At 58.3% G+C, this 17,412-nt stretch carries 13 protein-coding genes and 2 pseudogenes; 12 read left to right on the top strand and 3 right to left on the bottom strand.

The window, feature by feature from the left end:
- Nucleotides 1–112: pseudogene (locus NKI64_RS31680) on the bottom strand (IS481 family transposase); the annotation flags it as partial.
- Between the two features lie 559 nt (nucleotides 113–671).
- Here NKI64_RS31680 and NKI64_RS31675 point away from each other — a divergent pair.
- The 11 genes from NKI64_RS31675 to NKI64_RS31625 are packed head-to-tail and all read left to right on the top strand — an operon-like array spanning nucleotide 672 to nucleotide 12,836.
- Entirely contained in the window at nucleotides 672–2,588 is a 1,917-nt protein-coding gene (locus NKI64_RS31675) for a methyl-accepting chemotaxis protein (protein ID WP_352672021.1), read from the top strand.
- Complete coding sequence (locus NKI64_RS31670; protein ID WP_352672019.1) at nucleotides 2,581–4,077, top strand: chemotaxis protein CheW; 1,497 nt, start codon at nucleotides 2,581–2,583, stop codon at nucleotides 4,075–4,077. The genes NKI64_RS31675 and NKI64_RS31670 overlap by 8 nt, the downstream gene beginning before the upstream one ends.
- Nucleotides 4,074–5,159 (top strand): chemotaxis-specific protein-glutamate methyltransferase CheB, encoded by a 1,086-nt coding sequence (cheB, locus tag NKI64_RS31665; RefSeq protein ID WP_352672017.1) that lies wholly within the window; start codon nucleotides 4,074–4,076, stop codon nucleotides 5,157–5,159. The genes NKI64_RS31670 and cheB overlap by 4 nt, the downstream gene beginning before the upstream one ends.
- Entirely contained in the window at nucleotides 5,150–5,773 is a 624-nt protein-coding gene (locus tag NKI64_RS31660) for a HEAT repeat domain-containing protein (protein ID WP_023673732.1), read from the top strand. Before cheB ends, NKI64_RS31660 begins: the two co-directional genes overlap by 10 nt.
- The gene (locus NKI64_RS31655; protein WP_023817049.1) at nucleotides 5,770–6,606 is read left to right on the top strand and encodes a CheR family methyltransferase; all 837 of its coding nucleotides are present in this window, start codon (nucleotides 5,770–5,772) and stop codon (nucleotides 6,604–6,606) included. The genes NKI64_RS31660 and NKI64_RS31655 overlap by 4 nt, the downstream gene beginning before the upstream one ends.
- Entirely contained in the window at nucleotides 6,603–6,998 is a 396-nt protein-coding gene (locus NKI64_RS31650) for a response regulator (RefSeq protein ID WP_023673730.1), read from the top strand. The genes NKI64_RS31655 and NKI64_RS31650 overlap by 4 nt, the downstream gene beginning before the upstream one ends.
- Nucleotides 6,991–9,216 (top strand): chemotaxis protein CheA, encoded by a 2,226-nt coding sequence (locus NKI64_RS31645; RefSeq protein ID WP_352672014.1) that lies wholly within the window; start codon nucleotides 6,991–6,993, stop codon nucleotides 9,214–9,216. Before NKI64_RS31650 ends, NKI64_RS31645 begins: the two co-directional genes overlap by 8 nt.
- Nucleotides 9,213–9,467, top strand: coding sequence for a hypothetical protein (locus NKI64_RS31640; RefSeq protein WP_023673728.1), 255 nt, complete (start codon nucleotides 9,213–9,215; stop codon nucleotides 9,465–9,467). Before NKI64_RS31645 ends, NKI64_RS31640 begins: the two co-directional genes overlap by 4 nt.
- 57 nt (nucleotides 9,468–9,524) lie before the next feature.
- On the top strand, nucleotides 9,525–9,902 hold the full coding sequence (locus NKI64_RS31635; protein ID WP_023707350.1) for a response regulator transcription factor: 378 nt from the start codon (nucleotides 9,525–9,527) through the stop codon (nucleotides 9,900–9,902).
- Entirely contained in the window at nucleotides 9,899–10,540 is a 642-nt protein-coding gene (locus NKI64_RS31630) for a chemotaxis protein CheX (protein ID WP_023673726.1), read from the top strand. Before NKI64_RS31635 ends, NKI64_RS31630 begins: the two co-directional genes overlap by 4 nt.
- Nucleotides 10,541–10,544: 4 nt before the next feature.
- Nucleotides 10,545–12,836, top strand: a complete 2,292-nt coding sequence (locus tag NKI64_RS31625) for a PAS domain-containing hybrid sensor histidine kinase/response regulator (RefSeq protein WP_031204560.1) — start codon at nucleotides 10,545–10,547, stop codon at nucleotides 12,834–12,836.
- Nucleotides 12,837–13,542: 706 nt separating this feature from the next.
- On the opposite strand, the pseudogene NKI64_RS31620 reads toward NKI64_RS31625, so the two are convergent.
- Nucleotides 13,543–14,737 (bottom strand): annotated as a pseudogene (locus NKI64_RS31620) (IS256 family transposase).
- 777 nt (nucleotides 14,738–15,514) lie between these two features.
- Nucleotides 15,515–16,576, bottom strand: a complete 1,062-nt coding sequence (locus tag NKI64_RS31615) for an SDR family NAD(P)-dependent oxidoreductase (RefSeq protein WP_352672011.1) — start codon at nucleotides 16,574–16,576, stop codon at nucleotides 15,515–15,517.
- A gap of 359 nt (nucleotides 16,577–16,935) precedes the next feature.
- Between NKI64_RS31615 and NKI64_RS31610 the strand changes: the two genes are divergently transcribed.
- Complete coding sequence (locus tag NKI64_RS31610; protein ID WP_023695016.1) at nucleotides 16,936–17,148, top strand: hypothetical protein; 213 nt, start codon at nucleotides 16,936–16,938, stop codon at nucleotides 17,146–17,148.
- Nucleotides 17,149–17,412 lie beyond the last annotated feature (264 nt).

Raw genomic sequence — 17,412 nt, 5'->3', positions numbered from 1 at the left:
TGATGCCGTAGCGCTTCGCCAGCGCCCTCAGGCTCTCTTGACTATGCTGTATCGCTCGACGGATCGCCTCTGTCGTCGTGGCGCTCCCATGAAGAACCTGGCCATAGCGCATCCTTTGATTCGGACGAAAAGTATGCGCCATCAAAGCCTGGGATCAAACATCTAGGAGCGCGCGAAATGCCCCATGTCGAGGAAATGGCCGGCGAGACCGTGACGGTCACCCACCCCCATTTCGCCTAGAAGCGGCGCCCTTGAACCTCATATTCAGCGGCTTCCAGGGTTGCAAGGCCGGGCGCCTTCGGTTCCAAAATGGGTGGCGTCCGGGTATGGGTATGGGTTCCGTTTCGATTAAATTCCCGAGTTGCCGCATCTGCGGCCAAAACAAACTGGTCGCGGTTTTTATCTCAGTTGCGCGGTGGGCCCTTCCCTCGATGATCTCTCATTTTGGAAGAAAGCGAACCTACCGCAATGGCATCGTTCATCGAACAGCGGACCGCTTATATGCGGCCAGTGGCACCTGCCTTGCGATAGTGGCCGACCGCAATCCAGCAGGATTGCCTCACCAACTTGAAGTCTGAGCACGTGGCCAGGCTATCTGCGGTGGCGCGCTTACCGGCGATAAGATAGAAATCAGGCAAACGCCGCTACCGCGAAATAGGATTTCATCCAATATGTCGCTCGTTAAGACGTCAAGGATCGCGAAACGCACTGGACCAGACAAGGGTTTGCATCCCGAAAAAGCAGATTTGCCGGCCAGATCACGCCAAAGCATCAAATCAGACCTACCTCACGGACAAATAGCCGAACGGTTTGCCGCCGCCACTGAGGAGCTGGCCAGCGGCATCACCGAGGCATCGGCCGCCGGTGAAGAATTACGGCGATCGATGGAACAGATCGCCGCGGGTGCGGAGGAAGCATCAGGCGCGGCTGAAGAACAACTGCGCACAATCAGCGACTCCACGCAAACGCTGGCCGTGGGACGACGCTTAGCCGAGGATTCGCAAAGGCGATCGGAATCGGTGCAAGGCTTGCTTGCTGATGTGACGAATCAGGTGATGAATGCGGTCAGTGCGATTGAACGAAATGCCGCTCGCCAGGAAAGCTCGGCACAATTGATTGCCGTTATCGAAAAACGCGCTGAAGAAGTCGGAGCTATAGGCCGCACGGTCAGCCGCATCTCGGACCAGACGAATCTGTTTGCCCTAAACGCCGCCATCGAAGCCGCTCGCGCCGGCGATCATGGCCGCGGATTTGCCGTAGTCGCTGAAGAAGTAAGGTCGCTGGCGCAGATATCCGACACCAGCGCACGTGAAGTTCAGGCGCTATCCACCAGCATCCAAAAAGATGTCAGCGCGGTTGCAGCCGGAGTCGCTGCTGCCGCTCACGCTGCGGCATCCGAAGCAAAGGCCTCAAACGTCGTGCTGCGAAACCTTCGCGCCATGCGGGAAACCGCGGGCGAGATCGCGCTCGGCAGCCGCGCCATCTCGCTGGCTTCGGTTGAAGCCGAAAAAGCCGCCACCGAGGCGCAAAAAGGTGCCGAGCAAGTTGCCAGTGCCGCGGAGCAGCAGTCGGCTGCAGCTGCGGAATCGCAGGCAGCGATCCAACAGCAGACGCAGGCGCTTGTTGAAGGCCAAACGGCAGCGCACGCGCTGGCACGCTTGGCTAATCTATTGCGCGGCGGAGACGCGGGAAAAGCCGCCGAGCAGGCGTCCTCGGCAGCCGAACAGCTGTCGGCGAATATTCAGGAGCTCTCGGGGGCCGCCGGTCAGATTCTGGCTGCGGTCGAGCAGATCAACCGTGGCGCCCAGCAGCAGGCGGCGGCCACCCACGAAAGTTCGGCCTCACTGAGCCAGATCGAGCAAAGTGCTGCCCTTGCAAAAGAAAATGCAGTTGCAGCCGAGGAGCGTGTTGCAGCGATGGAACAGTCGCTGAGGGAAACTTACGCGGCGGTCGAAAGCCTTATTAACGGATTGACGGGTTCCCTCCAGGACACGACAGCGAGCGTATCTGCGTTGCTTAGTTTGGAGGTAACTGGCCGCAAGATCGAGAAGATCGTCGATGCGATCACATTAGTCGCGGTTCAGACCAGCATGCTTGCCGTCAGTGGAGCGGTCGAAGCAGCCAGGGCGGGCGACTATGGCAGCGGCTTCTCCTTGGTGTCCAAAGACATTCGCGGGCTGGCGCGCGAAGCATCGCAATCCTTGGATAAAGTGAAGGATACGGTTCGCGGAATGATCGAGCAGATATCTTCGCTGCGTGGCGATCTCGAGCGGATCTGCGGCCTGTCGGAAGTCGAGATTCAGAATAGTCGCGCCACTTTAGCGGTATTTGAGAAGACCAAAGAAGAGCTGGCGCAGCTCGTCGAGGCGAGCAAAGCGATCAATTCTGGCGCTACCGACATACTCGCTGCGGCGAGCCAGGCTTCAGCTGGCGCGAAGCAGATTGCAACAGCCGCAGAGGAAGCCGGTGCAGCGTCTAGAGAGGCATCGACCGCTTCCCAAGAGCAAGCGCGAGGAGCTGAGGACCTGGCTGCGGCGATTGAGGAGATTGCCTCCCTCGCTGAAGAGCTCAAGTCACAAAATGTCTGAGCAAGGCGCGCCAGCGGCGCTATCCAAACGGTTCTTGGCGGTTCGCTGCTCCGAGCATACTTACGCGGTTCCGGTCGATCGGGTGGCCGAGATCGTCAGGGTACCCGTAATGGCAAAGGTGCCGCAAGCCCCAGCGGCTTTGTGCGGATTAGCGAACTTGCGTGGGTCAATTGTGCCAATTGCGGACTTGAGCCGCTTGCTGCGACTTGCTTCTGAAGCTCTGTCGGATTCGGCGCGAGCCGTGGTCATCGACGCACCCGCGCCGTATGCGCTGCTTGTCAACACTGTCGAAGGGATCGTCAACGTACAGGCAAGCAGCATCGAGCAGCGTCATTCACTCAAGGGCGCCGCGGTGAGCAGCGGCGATGACAGTGTCTTCTCAAATGATGGCGAGGCGGTGAGGATTCTCAACGTTGATACCCTGCTCGAAGGGGCGTTTACCCCCCAAGCCCGGGATCGTGTAACCGGCCGCAGCCGCACGTTGGTTCCTGATATGAGCGCGATAGGCGCTGTAGGTCGAGAAATGCTCGCAACGTTCGTAGTGGATGGGCAGGATTACGCATTTCCATTTGCCGTGGTGCAGGAGGTCTTCAATATCCCCCGAGGCCTGACTTCTCTGCCGGGCGCGGATGCGCAGGTCCCTGGTTTGATATCGTTCCGCGACGGACTGCTGCCAATTTTGTCCCTAAGAGCACTGTTTGGCCTCGCTAACGAGCTTCAGGGAAATGAGAAGGTCATCGTCGCGTATGTCCGCGGCACCGCGGTCGGCGTCGTTGTCGACGCTGTCAAGCAGAGCATCGCCATCGATCCTCTGAGGCTGGAACCCGTGCCGCCAATTATGGCAGCCAGAATTGGCGGCGAGGCTAAGGTCAAGGCAATCTATCGGAGCGAGGCGGATAGCCGGCTGCTTTCGGTCTTGCACCCGGATTTGTTGCTCAGCGAGGAAACCATGCGTGGTCTGGGTCATGTGCAAGCTCCGGCCCGAGACGGCTCCGCACCGACAGAAGGTTCAAAGCGCGACGAGATCAAGCTGCTCGCCTTCCAACTTGGCGCCGGCGAATTCGCCTTGCCCATTGAGGCCGTCGAGCAAGTTGCACTGGTGCCGGAGCGTGTGACGCGGGTTCCAAAGACGCCCAAATTTCTTGAAGGGGTCATCAATCTGCGCGGCGAGGTGCTGCCTGTCATCGATCAGCGGAAGCGCTTCGACATGCCGCCGCTTGAGAATCGTGGCCGGACGCGTCTGATTGTGGTCAAATCCGGTTCCCACCGCGCCGGGATCATCGTCGACAGCGTCTCGGAAGTCCTGGGCGTCGATGCATCAGCGCTCGCTCGGGCGCCGGATCTGGCGGGAGAAACTACGCGCCTGATCCAGTCGATCGTCAGCCTGGATGAAGGCGTTCGCATCCTCATGCTGCTTGATCCAACCGAACTGCTCACGCGTGCCGAGCGCACCTTTCTGGACTCTTTTCAAACCAAGCTGCAGACTTGATCAAGGTTCTGATCATCGACGACTCTGCCCTCGTTCGAAAGCTGCTTGCCGGAATGCTGTCGGACGCATCCGAATTCCAAGTTGAAACCGCTCGAAATGGCGCCGAAGGACTGGAGCGCCTGCACGCCTTCCGCCCCAATGTGGTCACGCTCGATGTCCACATGCCGCAGATGAACGGCTTTATGTGCCTTGATCGTATCATGCTGGAAAGGCCGACCCCGGTCGTCATGGTATCGTCGGTGACATCACAGAGCGCCGATGAGACCCTGCAAGCGCTTCGCCTCGGCGCATTCGATTTCGTTGCGAAGCCTTCGGGAACATTGTCCTTACGCGTTGATCAGATGAAAGACGATCTGCTCGACAAGATTCGAACCGCCGCCGTCACCGGCATCAAACCCACGCTGCGATTGCAGGAACGTATACGCCACCCTATACGGCAGCCGCTGCCGACAAGTCCTTATCCCGCCCCAATAGCGTCAAAAAAACCCATCGTAAAAACTGGGGTAAATGGGCTGGTGCTCATCGGCGTTTCGACAGGAGGGCCGCCAGCACTGGAGGCTGTTGTCGGAGCGCTGCCAGCATCGTTCTCCTGGCCAATTTTGATTGCTCAGCACATGCCAGAATCCTTCACGGGCGCACTGGCCAAACGTTTGAACAGCCTGAGCGCCATCGAGATCGTGGAGGTTACCCGCCCTACGGAAGTCGTGCCTGGTGTCGCTTACATTGCGCGGGGTGGGGCGGACATGATTTTATCGCGCCGAGGAGGCGTCGTATTTGCCATGAATGTCCCGTCCCAGGTCGACTATCCCTGGCATCCAAGCGCCGACCGGCTTGTTCGAAGTGCCATGGAACAAATACCTCCCAGCGACCTTATCGGTATTCTCATGACCGGAATGGGCAATGACGGCGCCAGTGCTATGAAACTCCTGCACGAGCGAGGCGGAACGACGATCGCTGAAGCGGAAGAAACCGCAGTGGTTTGGGGGATGCCCGGGGAATTGGTCAAGGGCGGTGGTGCAGATTGGATTCTGCCGCTACCCGAGATAGCCCGGCAATTGATGAAGGTTGTGCCTTGCCTCTGATCCGCAAAGAGCTTCCCAACCAAGCCGGGATCCGCGACGCATCGCCCACGGATGCATTTTCTTCGTTGACGAGTCGGAACAGTGAGGAAAGGCGAGCGGCGGCTCGCGAGTTTATTGTCACCTCTGACAACGCCGGTGTGATCTCCAGCGCGATTCAGAGTGAAGCGGTTGATGGCGTGCTGCAGGCTTTGTTTACAGCCCTTATGCGATCAGCCAATGCGGCAAGCGTCGACGTTGCTCTGCAATACCTACGATCCGACGATGCCCGCTTGCGCACCGGGGCACTAGACGCCTTGCGCGCATTGCAAGATCAGCTCCTGCCGCGGTTGACTGGACTGCTCAGTGACCCGGAGCCCGACGTTCGCATCCTCGCCTGCGAACTCGTTCGCGCGCAGCAGCCTTCAACGGTGATTGATTTGCTGGTTCCCCTCCTGGCTAATGATTGCAATGGCAACGTTTGCGGTGCCGCGATCGACGTCATGGCGGAGGTGGCGGCGCCTGACCACGTTGCCTTGTTGCTCCAGTGCGCCGCGCGTTTTCCCTCGGATCCCTTTTTGGATTTCGCCGCCAAAACCGCGGCCCTCCGGATCGGGGCGCGGAACGCCCCTCAGTGATCGAGATCACGGACGAAGAGATCCGTCGACTGGGAGACTTCCTCTATCGACGCACCGGCATGGTCTATTCGGTATCCAAGCGCTATTACATAGAGCGCCGGATTGCTGATCGTGCAAACGCAACCGCCTCTCCTTCTTTCGAAAGGTATTTCGCAAAACTTCGTATTGATGCCGAGGGTGAGATCGAGAAGTTCATCAACGCCTTTACCGTCAATGAGACTTATTTCAACCGGGAAGATCATCAATTTCGGTGTCTCACGAAGGATTTGCTGCGTGAAAGAATCGCAGCCGGCTATGGGAAAGACCAGTTGCGTTTGTGGTCGGTACCTTGCGCGACTGGGGAAGAACCCTATTCGATTGCGATGTGGCTCTTGGACAAGTGGCCGCTGGTCGACGCCTACAGCATCGAGATTTGCGGCTCAGATATCGATACCGAAGCGCTTGCCGCGGCCAAGCGCGGCTTTTATGACAAGCGCGCACTGATGCGCTTGCCGGGCCAGGTCATCGACCGCTACTTTCACCAAGAAGCCGACGATCGGTGGCGGCTTGTCGATGAGTTGAGGGAGTCGGTGCAATTTTCCAGTGTCAATCTAATAGAATCTAACGAGACCAGGCACCACGGCCAATTCGATGTCATTTTTTGCCGAAACGTCCTCATCTACTTCGACGACGCTTCGCGTCGCATTGCTGCAGACAACCTCTATGAAAGCCTTTTACCCGGCGGCTACATTTGCCTTGGCCACACAGAGTCGATGAGCCGTATCTCTCCGCTGTTCGAAATCCGTCGGTTCGAAGATGGTATTGTCTATCAGAAACCAGAGGTCGGGCGGTGAGCAAACCTACGCTCCATCGCGTCCTGGTGGTCGATGACGCAGCTCTCGTGCGCCTGTACTATCGAAGCGTGCTGGAGCCAGCGGGCTATGAGGTGTTCGAGGCTTTGAACGGGGTGGAAGCCTTGGAGCAACTGCTTGGGTTCGAGATCGTCGACCTTCTGATCGTGGACATCAACATGCCGGTCATGGATGGCCTCAGCTTCTTAAGGATGCTTCGGCAACGAGGCGAACCGTTTGCGTCCACCCCCGTGCTCATCACCAGTACGGAAGCCGGGCTCCATGACCTGCGGGCTGCCCAAATTGCCGGAGCGAACTTCTACGCGGCCAAGCCCGTCGCTGGGCAGGACCTGTTGGAGCTCGTTGCCTTGCTTGCTGGATCAACCCATGATTGAACTTCTTGAGCAGTTCCTGGTGGAGTGCCGCGAGTCTGTGCAGCAGGCAACACTGGATCTTCTGGCGCTCGAAGGTGATTCAGGCGATCACACTAGGCTGGACAGTGCTTTTCGGTCGTTTCACACCCTCAAGGGCGGGGCCGGTATCGTCGATTTTCCAGATATGGCGAGGGGTCTGCACGCGGCTGAGGAACTGCTCGATTCCGGCCGGTCCGGTACGAGGACGTTAAGCACTGCGGATATCGGCAACTGTCTCTGGGCATTGGATCAAGTCACCGGCTGGCTCGATAGCATTGAGGTAAAGGGAACTGTCCCGGAGGATGCAGGGTCGACCGCGGATGAGATGGTCCGCCGCTTGCAAGCGGCGCTATGGGAAGAACCTCCGGGAAAGAGCCCGCCCGCCTTGTTGGCGGCGGGGTGGTTGACATCTCTTTTGAAGGCCAACCATGATGTCGCAGCCCGAGCCTCAACCGGGTTGTTGTTCCAGCCCGACCCACAGTGCTTCTTTCGCGGCGAAGATCCCCTTGCGTTGGTCGCCGGCCTGCCTGGCCTGTTAGCTCTTCATGTGGAACAGGTTCATGTCTGGCCTTCGTTGAGGGAAGGTGATCCATTCGAGTGCAACCTGCTCTTCACAGCGTTGTCCTCTGCTCCGCAGGACGCTTTGTTGCGCTATACCCAAGCGATAAGCTCGGACTCTTCGAGCGTCCTCGAGATCCGCGAGCTTTCTTCTGCCGTAGCCGATCAGCGCGCAGGACTTAGCCGGATGGCGCGGCTGTTGCTCGAAGCGCAGTCCCAACTCCTTTCCCAGGTCGCGACCACAGGTCTGGCCGGCCGAGTAGGCGCCGCGCGGCGCGTGGTGATGAATATCCTGGCTCGGAGCGTCCGGCACAAGGATACGCTGGAACGCTACGATGGTAGTGTGCCGGACGCGGACGATCCAGAGGGACGACAAGCACTCATCCTCCTGATCGACCGGGTTTTGGGAGACGAGGCCCAAGTCCTCGAATTCTCCGTGAACCGGGATTCCCGCCTCGCCATCCCGAACTCAAATGCTGCCCGATCACTGCGGGTGAGCGTCGAACGCATTGATGCCTTAGTGAATTTGGCCGGCGAACTGTCGGTTGCCAAGAATGCCCTAACGCATGCCGCAACGCTAGCCCGGAGTGGAACTCCATCGGCGGATTTGGCGGCCGTGTTGGAGGAACAACAATCCCGACTGGAGAGGTTGGTCGATGAGTTGCAGCGTTCTGTCTTGAGCATCCGTGTCTTGCCCATGCGACAGGTGTTCCAAAGGTTTCAGCGCTTGGTGCGAGACCTTGCGACCGAAACGGGTAAGTCAGTGGTTCTCGTGACAGAAGGGGAGAACACCGAAGCAGACAAGACCATCGTCGAGGCTCTTGGAGAGCCGATTATGCATGTTCTTCGCAATGCAATCGACCATGGTGTCGAACCGGCGGACGAGCGCATCAGGACGGGGAAGCCACCGCATGCCACGATCTGCCTGCGTGCAGCGAAAGTCGGCGACAGCATTGTCGTTGAGGTGGAAGACGATGGTCGAGGTGTGGATTTCGCGAGAGTTCGACGGGTTGCGGCAGAACGCGGCCTGACGACCGGGTTCGCCTCGCTTTCCGATGACGATGCGTTGGAATTGCTGTTCAATCCGGGGTTCTCGACAGCCGCAACTGTCAACACGGTCTCCGGTCGTGGGGTTGGGATGGACGCGGTGCGATCGGCGATCGAGGCGCTCGGCGGATCGGTTGGCATTGAGACGAAGCCCGGAAGCGGGACGATCGCAAAATTCACCCTGCCCTACTCCATCCTGATGACGCACCTGGTCACCGTGGAAGTAGTCAAACAAGTTTTTGGCGTTCCGCTTGAGAAAGTTATCGAAACCCGTCGACTTTCGCGCGGTGATGTCTCGATGGTTGGCGCCGCGCGCGTGTTCGGGCATCGCGGCCATACCATCCCGCTCGTTAGTCTTGCGGCGACGCTTGGCGAAACGCCGTCGGAATCGATCGCCGACGATTTCCAAGTCGTAGTCGTCCTGGTCGGGAACGACATGTGCGGGATAGAGGTCGATGATGTCGGGGAGACAATGGATATACTGATGAGACCCATCGAGGGGGTGCTCGCGGGTGTAGAAGGCGTTGCAGGCGTCACAATTTTGGGTGATGGCCGCGTCATGCTTGTTCTCGATGTGGAGGCTTTGGTGAAATGACCGTCATTTCCGACCCAAGCGGTGGACCGATCCGGCTTGAGGGCGACTGCACTTTAGAAGACAGCGAAACCTTGCTGGCAATGCTGGTTGAGTCAGGCAACATCTTAGTTGACTGGCGGAAGTGCACCAAGATCCATGCTGCCGTTCTGCAAGTCCTGATGGCGGCCCGCGTGAGAGTCATTGGGCCGTCGGGCTCGCCATTTCTCGAAAGCTATTTTCATCGCGGCTTCCGGGCAGTGCATGGCGGCTAGTTCACAATTATTGCATTTTATGCGATATCCCTAACCCCAGCTGAAATGAAGGTCGTAATGAACGTTTTGATCGTCGACGACAGCAAGCTTGCGAGAATGGCCTTGGTCAAGATTCTCGCCAAGAACTATCCGACATGGGTGCGCAAAGAGGCCGGCAACGCTGATGAGGCGCTTCAACTGGCGAGTGAGTTCGCGGCTGATATCGTGTTGATGGATTACAATATGCCCGGCCGCGATGGGCTTGCCTTGGCGGCGGACTTTCGTGCCCAGGATCCGTCAATGCGATTGGCACTGATTTCCGCTAATCAGCAGCACGAGATAGTCGAAGGTGCAAAGGCGCTGGGCGCTTCCTTCCTGACCAAGCCAGTGAATGGCCCGGACCTGGTTGCGTTTCTCGGCAAACCCGACACTCCCATTGGTCAGGACGATCAATGATGACTCCGGCCGACCTTGTCTTGGAAGAACTCGAGAAGGATGCCCTCACTGAACTGGTGAACATCGCCGTCAGCCGAGCCGCCAAGAATCTCCGCGAGATGGTTGGACGACAGGTGTTCCTGTCCGTCCCAAGAATCAACCTCGTCGGCAGGCAGCAAGCCATCGATATCTTGGACGAACGCGAGATGGACCGTCTGGTTGCCGTTCACCAGGTTTTCGAAGGTGATATCACTGGTCGCGCGCTGCTTATTTTCCCAGAGGAGCGAAGTCTCGAACTTGTGCGTGCTGTAGCCGGTCCGGACCATTCATTGGAAGACATCATCGACCTTGAACAGGAAGCACTCGCAGAGACGGGCAACATCATTCTCAATAGTTGCCTGGCCACCATCGCCAACCTGTTGCGCCGTAGTCTTCGCGTCTCCTTGCCTGAGGTCATTCGAGGCACTGGAACCGACTTCTTCAATCTGGCGCCGCCGCCCCTACCCGGCGAGGTCGTACTGTTTCTCTACATAAACTTCACCGTCAAGGACAATGACATCACGGGCTACATTGCCATGCTGATGGACATGCCTTCCCTAGCGGTTTTAAAGGGCCTCTTGTGCGAGTTTATCGAGCGGATCGGTGGGAACGATAAATAGTGCCATGTTGAACACTTCTCACGATAATTCGACGCCGATATTAGATGCACTCGATTGCGGTATAATCGTGCTCGGTTCTCAAAGGCAAGTGACCGCCTGGAATGCCTGGATCGCCGCAGCCAGCAATATACGGACGACCGAGGCGATCGGAAAATCAATGGAGGAGCTTTTTCCCGGCCGGCCGCTCGGCCCAATCCTCGTTGCGTTAAACGAGGCTTTGGAAGCCGGGGCCTCCAGCCTGCTGACCCCTACACTCCACCCAGCCCTGCTTGCGTTGCGGACGCGAGCGGGCCAGCCGCTGATCCATAGCATTTCCATCCGACCAATCGGGGCGATAGGTGCGTATGAATGCCTTATTCAGATTTCGGATGTGACGGGGGCGATGCGGCGGGAAGCCGTGCTGCGCCAACGGCAGAATGCCCGTTATGATGCGGTCATGGAAAGCGCCGCGGAAGCCATTCTTACCCTGGATGACACTGGGGCAATCCAGGGAGCCAATTCGGCGGCCGAGGTGCTCTTTGAAATCGACAAGGCATCGCTTGCCGGTCAGCCGAGCGCCGGTCTGTTCGTGGAAGGCGACCGGTGGTCGCAATTGCACGACGCCAGTCGCTCAGGGCAGCAAATAGTTCATCGAGAGGTTTCCGTGAAGCGGCGCAACGGGTCGACGCGCCATCTCGAAGCTTCGATTAGCCGTTGGTCAGGTGGCGCCAAGCAATTCACCACCGCCTTTTTGCGCGATGTAACAGATCGCCTGTCCTCACAACTGAAGCTGAAGACCCTGAATGAGACGTTGGAGCAACGGGTAGCTGACGCAACCGGTGAGCGCGATATGATCTGGCGCGTCAGCCAGGATCTTTTCGTCGTAACGGATTTCGGCCTCAAGTGCCAAAGTGTGAATCCGGCCTGGACCGAGCATCTCGGCTTGGACGAAAGCGAGGTCGAGGGTAAGACTTTCGAGGATTTCGTTCATCCTGAAGATGTTGCGGCTGTGACACGGCTCTCACTATCGGATAGCCGGGTTGCGGTTCGCGACCTCGACTTACGCATGCGTGCCAATGATGGCAGGTTCATCTGGTACAGTTGGCAATTTATGCCGCGAAACAACCAATATTACGCCGCCGGGCGCGACATCAACGTCCGCAGGAATTTGGAGGATCAGCTGCGCCAAAGCCAGAAAATGGAGGCGGTGGGGCAACTCACGGGCGGTATCGCGCACGACTTCAACAACATGCTGGGAGTTGTCATCTCAGGACTCAACTTGATCCAGCGGCGCGTCGACCGCGGCGAGCCCGGCGTGCACCAACTGATCGCAGCCGCGACCGAGGGTGCCCACAAAGCTGCCATGCTGACGCAAAGGCTACTGGCTTTTTCCCGGCAGCAGCCGCTTTCCCCTGAATCCCTCGACGTCGGCCGGATGGTGCAGGATATGTCGGAGCTTTTGCGCCGGACGCTGGGCGAGCACGTAACACTCAATACGGTCGTGCAATCCGATGACGGTGCAGTGCTCGCTGATCCCAGCCAACTCGAAAATGTCCTCGTAAATCTGGCGGTCAACGCTCGCGATGCCATGCCGGAGGGCGGAACCCTGACAATCGAAACCTCTGCACTCCTGGTCGACCAGTCGGTTGCTGCAGATCATGGCATTTCCCCCGGCCCCTACGTCCTTATTGCGGTGAGGGACACGGGCTCGGGTATGAGCGCGGAGGTTCTGGAAAGAGCCTTCGAGCCGTTTTTTACCACCAAAGGTGTCGGCAAGGGAACCGGCCTTGGGCTGAGTCAGGTGTTTGGCTTCGTCAAGCAGTCCGGTGGCTATGTCAAAATCGATTCAAAACTGGGGGTGGGGACTACCATCAGCATCTGGTTGCCAAGGCACAATGGTCCCGCCGATGGAGCACGGCGGGCGAACAGCCAAGACGTTGCCAATGGCAAGCCAGAGGAATTGATCCTCGTCGTCGAGGACGAGGCGAGTGTAAGACAACTGACAATGCAAATGCTCGAGGATCTCGACTATTCGGTGATTTCTGCTGAGAATGGGGTTGAAGGCCTGCGCATTCTTGAGGATCGAGGAGACGTTTCCTTGCTGCTGACGGATGTTGTCATGCCCGGAATGAACGGTCGGGAATTTGCGGATGCTGCCGTTGAATTGCGGCCTGACTTGAGGGTGCTCTTTACGTCCGGTTACGCACGTGATGCCATAGTTCGCAATGGGATCATCGATCCAAACGTTCAACTCCTGCAGAAACCCGCTACCCTCCAAGCTCTCGCCCAGAAAGTCAGATTGGTTCTGGATAACTAGCCATTCGGCAACCGGCCGTTCCGGTTTTCAGGCAAGAGGGTAGCGCGCTCGACCTGTCATATTAGACGCAAAGCGGTCATTGAGCTCTATTGAGAGCTTCGGGTCACCACGAGCGTCCGCGGTGATGCCGCCGACATTTCTCCTCGGGTCTCTACCGACGTGGTCGCGGGTGCAACAATCTGTTGCACAACTCTGCTATCTGTCCCGCCAATGCCTGACCCTCAACTTGCTCACCCCTGAATAAGTCATCGCTCGCTGTCACGGCCAGGTAAGCGACGGGACTCTTCGAACGGGCGCGTTGCATGCGGATCAGGCCATCGTTCCTCAAGATCAGCAAAGCAATCATCTATCCCAGCGGCGAGTGGATCGCTGGGACAAATCGATCGTGGTCGTCTGCAAACAAAGACGCGAACTGCCGCGGGAGAAGAAGACGGCACGGCCAGAGTAAGCAGAGAGGCGGTTCATTCGCCCGAGAGGCGTGGGTTAGAGAAATATGCGTGCGAATCCGTGCTCGATCGGGGCGTCACAGTTTTCATACATAACTAACCCGCTCGATATCCTTTGCGAACGCAGCGTCACGTCTAATCAGAATGGCTTTGAAGAGCGTGACTTGAGCATCTCTGTCGCGGGTGTTTTGGGGGTTAAATCCGCCCTTCCCTACGGTTGTGTGCGTCAAGTTCTGCAAAATGGGCGATCATGAAACTGGTCATGCGGCTTGGCGTAGAGCGAGCTTCTTGTGCTCGCGCAGATCATCCATGTTGATATAGCGGTTGGCCTCCATCCAGTTTTCATTGGTTTCGACGGCCAGCTGACCAGGCGCAGGCGCAGGCAGCTTTCGGCGTTCGGGAAGATGCGCACGACATAGGTGCGCCGGCGGATTTCCTCGTTGAGCCGTTCAAGCATGTTGGTGGACTTGAGGTGCTTGTGATGCTGACGCGGCAGCCGGAAGAAAGTCAGCGTCTGTTCTATGGCTTCTTCCGCCCAGGTGGTCAGCCGCGGGTAGCGGGCGGACCATTTGGACAGCCACGCGGCGAGATCGGCCTTGGCCTCGGCGAGATCGCGCCGGTCGTAGAGCCAGCGCAGTTCCTGCAGACAATCGTCGCCGTGCTTCCTGGGCAGGTGATCGAGCGCGTTCCTGAGGAAGTGGACGTAGCAGCGCTGCCATGCTGCTTCCGGGATCACCTCGCCGATCGCCGCGACCAGGCCGGCATGGTCGTCGGACACGGCCAGTTCGACGCCCTTGAGACCGCGTCGTTTCAAGCCGACGAGGAAGTCCTTCCAGGCCGAGCGGCTCTCGCGATTGGCCATCTCCACGGCCAGGATCTGCCGGCGCCCGTCCCAGTCGATGCCGACCGCGATCAGCACCGCCTGGCTCATGACAACACCGGCTTCACGCACCTTCTCGTAGCGCGCATCGAGGATGAGGTAGGGGAATGGCTCCTGAGGTCGTTCGGCAAACGCCTTCAGGCTCTCGTCCAAGCGCTTGTTGATGGCCGAGATCGACGAAGCCGAGAACGCATGACCGCACAGCTCTTCCGTGATCGCCTTGACCTTGCGGGTCGACACGCCCTGCACATACATCTCCGCAAGCGTCGCAACCAAGGCCCGCTCCGAACGCTGGTAGCGCTCGAACAGCTCGGTGGAGAAGTGACCCGCCCGGTCCTGTGGAACCCGCAGCTCAAGCTTGCCCACCCGGGTGACCAGGGTGCGGCCGTAGTAACCCGAGCGATACCCAAGGCGCTCAGGCGTGCGTTCGCCCTTCGAAGCACCCAGCGCCTCCCCATCTCGGCCTCGAGAACCTCCTGCATTACCGCACGGATCACTTCGTGCAGCCCCTCCGGGTTCGAAAGCAGAATGTCTTTGACGGCAGCGCTGGTCGATTTACCTTCTGTCTTGGTCATGGTGGCGTTCCTTCCAGGGAATCGGTGACGTTGAACATCACCAGCCTGCCATGACCGCCCTCTCTCAGCGAATGCAGAACTTCGCAATGCGACGCGCGCTTCACGCCCTGCCTGTGATCGGTATGACTGAGATGGGGCCGCAAGCGGACCGTCAGCTTCGCGGTGAAAATCCTCAGAAAGCGGCCAGCATGTAGTCGTCGCACGGCTGAAAGAGAGGCGTGACGGGCGAGGAATAGGTCTGGTTTCACCTGATCGCCTACGCAGGCAGTTCGACGATCATTGAGCGGCGAGAACGCGGCCCGAGGCAGGAGCTTTGAGCGTCCGATTTTTCACGATCGACCTTCAGGCTCGTCGAGCGCATCGTCTCGACGTTACTGCCGAAACCGAGCCTCCATGCCGGCGCCCTGGGGAGGCAAGACAGCCAGCAACTGGACGGCTCGGGGATTTAGCACCGTTCACCCAGAGCTTTTTGTCGAGATGCAGGCGTATCCGCTGGCCTTCTGGGAAGGACAGCGCAAACGATTCAGGCCGAATGAGCGTGTAATTTCCTGGTCGGTCTCTATGATGCGGACGACCCTACCCATTCGCCACTGGCTCCGACTACTTCCACGCAAGGCGTGGCCCTGCGAATTGGCACCACCTTGCCCATCACATCCTCCCTACGAAACGCAATGGGAAGTCGATTTAAGACCGTCGTAGTCGGGAGTTCAATAACTAATGCTTGCTCGGAATCGGACGAGCCATCCTGGATGGGCAGTACGAAGGCTGGTTGAATGGCTAACTTGTCATGCCACCTCGGTCAGGCGAACCTTCGGGGGACCTCCCGTGATATAGCCTATGCTTCAGGTTGTTGGCATTCAGGATGGCTGCCAGCTCTTCAGCATACTCCATGTCGGGAAGGTCGACAGAAGGGTGGCCCACTATAATAGCCGGCTGCCCGGTGAACACGTCGAACACCGTCCACGTCCCATCCGGTTCCCGCCTTACCTCGTACCGCAGAGTTGCCATGAGGGGATCACATAGGTCGCCGTTTAGGGGTGGGAGTATTTGGTCCACGGTGACGCCGGGCCACCTGAAAGCACCGAGACAGTCGGCGCTTAGTAAACGCGCCCGCCCACCCGACATGTCGAATACCGCGCCGGTATTGAAGTTGCTGGCGTCCGAGCACAGCCAGGCCACCATGTGGGCAACTTCTTCGACCCGGCCGAGCCGGTTCATTGGACTATCGGCGATCATTGTCTCGACAGCTGCGACCCCGAGGTTTCGGATCATGTCAGTATCGATTGGCCCAGGAGCGACGCAGTTCACGCGTATGTTTGTATTGGCAACCTCACGCCCAAGCGCCTTTGTGAAGACTACGATACCTGCGCTGGAGGCTGAATAGGCGGCAAGGTTGGCAAGTCCTTCCTTGCCCGCCAAAGAGCCCATATTGACAATGCGGCCAACACCCCATTTTCGCATGTGGGGCAAAACCAACTGCGTCACTTGCATCGTGCCGATCAGATTGGTTTCGATGATGCTTCGCCAGTCTGCAGGTTCGTGTTGGTCAAACGGGTGAAGGGTTCCTAGATAACCGGCGTTGTTAACCAGAACGTCTATACGCAGGCCACGATCGACGATCATGTTGATCGCATGGGTTACCTGATCGCGGCTGGTAATATCGACCTTCGTAGACACCACACCCTTCAGTTCGATCTGATCTCGATCCCACACGTGCACTGAAGCACCCGACGCTACAAGGCGCTCTACGATTGCCTTGCCGATACTCTTTGCTCCGCCGGTTACGACGGCTGTCTTGCCAATGAGGTCATATGATACCGGCACAAAGCCCCCATTCATGTGTGTTCACACGGGATAAGTTTAGCAGGATCGCATATTTTCGCCAGCGGCCAGATGGTCTGGGGGGCGCCGGAGCCAGCTATGACCTGATCGGTAGCGAGCTCCAGATCGTACACAGCTTCGCCTTGCGGCGCCGCCTGGCGCTTTTCGTCACCTTTTCCTGTTCAGATGCCTCTTGGCAGGTCAAGGGGGCTAGACGATGTTGTTCTTTGTCCCGCTCTCCTGCGGCGACACGCCATTGCCCAGTTTGAAAGAACCAAAGAGACAATCAGGACAGGCCGGCGATATTTCGATGAAGGGCTTTCGCCATTAGTTAGCGCAGGCTAATATGCGTTCTTCGCGGTCAGAGAGCCGCCTGCATGTTGGGCAGAGATGCTTTAGCACCTGATACAATCGTGCCAGCCGCGATGCCTATCCCAATTTGCCTTGGCGTCTTCCCCGACGGGCTCTGGCTAGAAGCATTCCAAACCGATCAGGATATCCGTGCCTATTGGAGAGGCTATGCCCTTGCGGGCACGGTGTGCGCCGTTTTGCTGATCATCGAGCTTGTGACAATTCACCTGCTGCTCTGACGTAGCAGCGCTGTCTTGATGGCGCTATCGCTGTAGCGGTCGGACCGCTCTAGTGCGCCTTCTCCGCCTCCATCGTTGAGCAGTCAATTTCAGCTCGAGCGGGCTGGACGAGGGGAGCGCGGGCGCATGACCGTGGTGCCTACATTCGTCGTGACCACGCAGCCCACCTCATATCGGCCGACCACCACGCTTCCGCTTGCATAAGCCTCGGCGCGAATTCGATCTTGCAGCGTTTCGGGACCGAGTTCTGAAGCTGCGATAACG

The organism is Mesorhizobium sp. M0478 (genome assembly GCF_040321305.1).
Lineage (GTDB): Bacteria > Pseudomonadota > Alphaproteobacteria > Rhizobiales > Rhizobiaceae > Mesorhizobium.
Note: the sequence above shows the minus strand (reverse complement) of the source record. Positions and strands in the feature narration are given on the sequence as shown.

What these genes read in the sequence shown, in the direction of transcription:
- NKI64_RS31675 (WP_352672021.1), top strand. Translation starts at nt 672, where the DNA reads ATGTCGCTCGTTAAGACGTCAAGGATCGCGAAACGCACTGGACCAGAC.
- NKI64_RS31670 (WP_352672019.1), top strand. Translation starts at nt 2,581, where the DNA reads ATGTCTGAGCAAGGCGCGCCAGCGGCGCTATCCAAACGGTTCTTGGCG.
- NKI64_RS31645 (WP_352672014.1), top strand. Translation starts at nt 6,991, where the DNA reads ATGATTGAACTTCTTGAGCAGTTCCTGGTGGAGTGCCGCGAGTCTGTG.
- NKI64_RS31640 (WP_023673728.1), top strand. Translation starts at nt 9,213, where the DNA reads ATGACCGTCATTTCCGACCCAAGCGGTGGACCGATCCGGCTTGAGGGC.
- NKI64_RS31635 (WP_023707350.1), top strand. Translation starts at nt 9,525, where the DNA reads ATGAACGTTTTGATCGTCGACGACAGCAAGCTTGCGAGAATGGCCTTG.
- NKI64_RS31630 (WP_023673726.1), top strand. Translation starts at nt 9,899, where the DNA reads ATGATGACTCCGGCCGACCTTGTCTTGGAAGAACTCGAGAAGGATGCC.
- NKI64_RS31625 (WP_031204560.1), top strand. Translation starts at nt 10,545, where the DNA reads ATGTTGAACACTTCTCACGATAATTCGACGCCGATATTAGATGCACTC.
- NKI64_RS31615 (WP_352672011.1), bottom strand. Translation starts at nt 16,576, where the DNA reads ATGAATGGGGGCTTTGTGCCGGTATCATATGACCTCATTGGCAAGACA.
- NKI64_RS31610 (WP_023695016.1), top strand. Translation starts at nt 16,936, where the DNA reads ATGTTGGGCAGAGATGCTTTAGCACCTGATACAATCGTGCCAGCCGCG.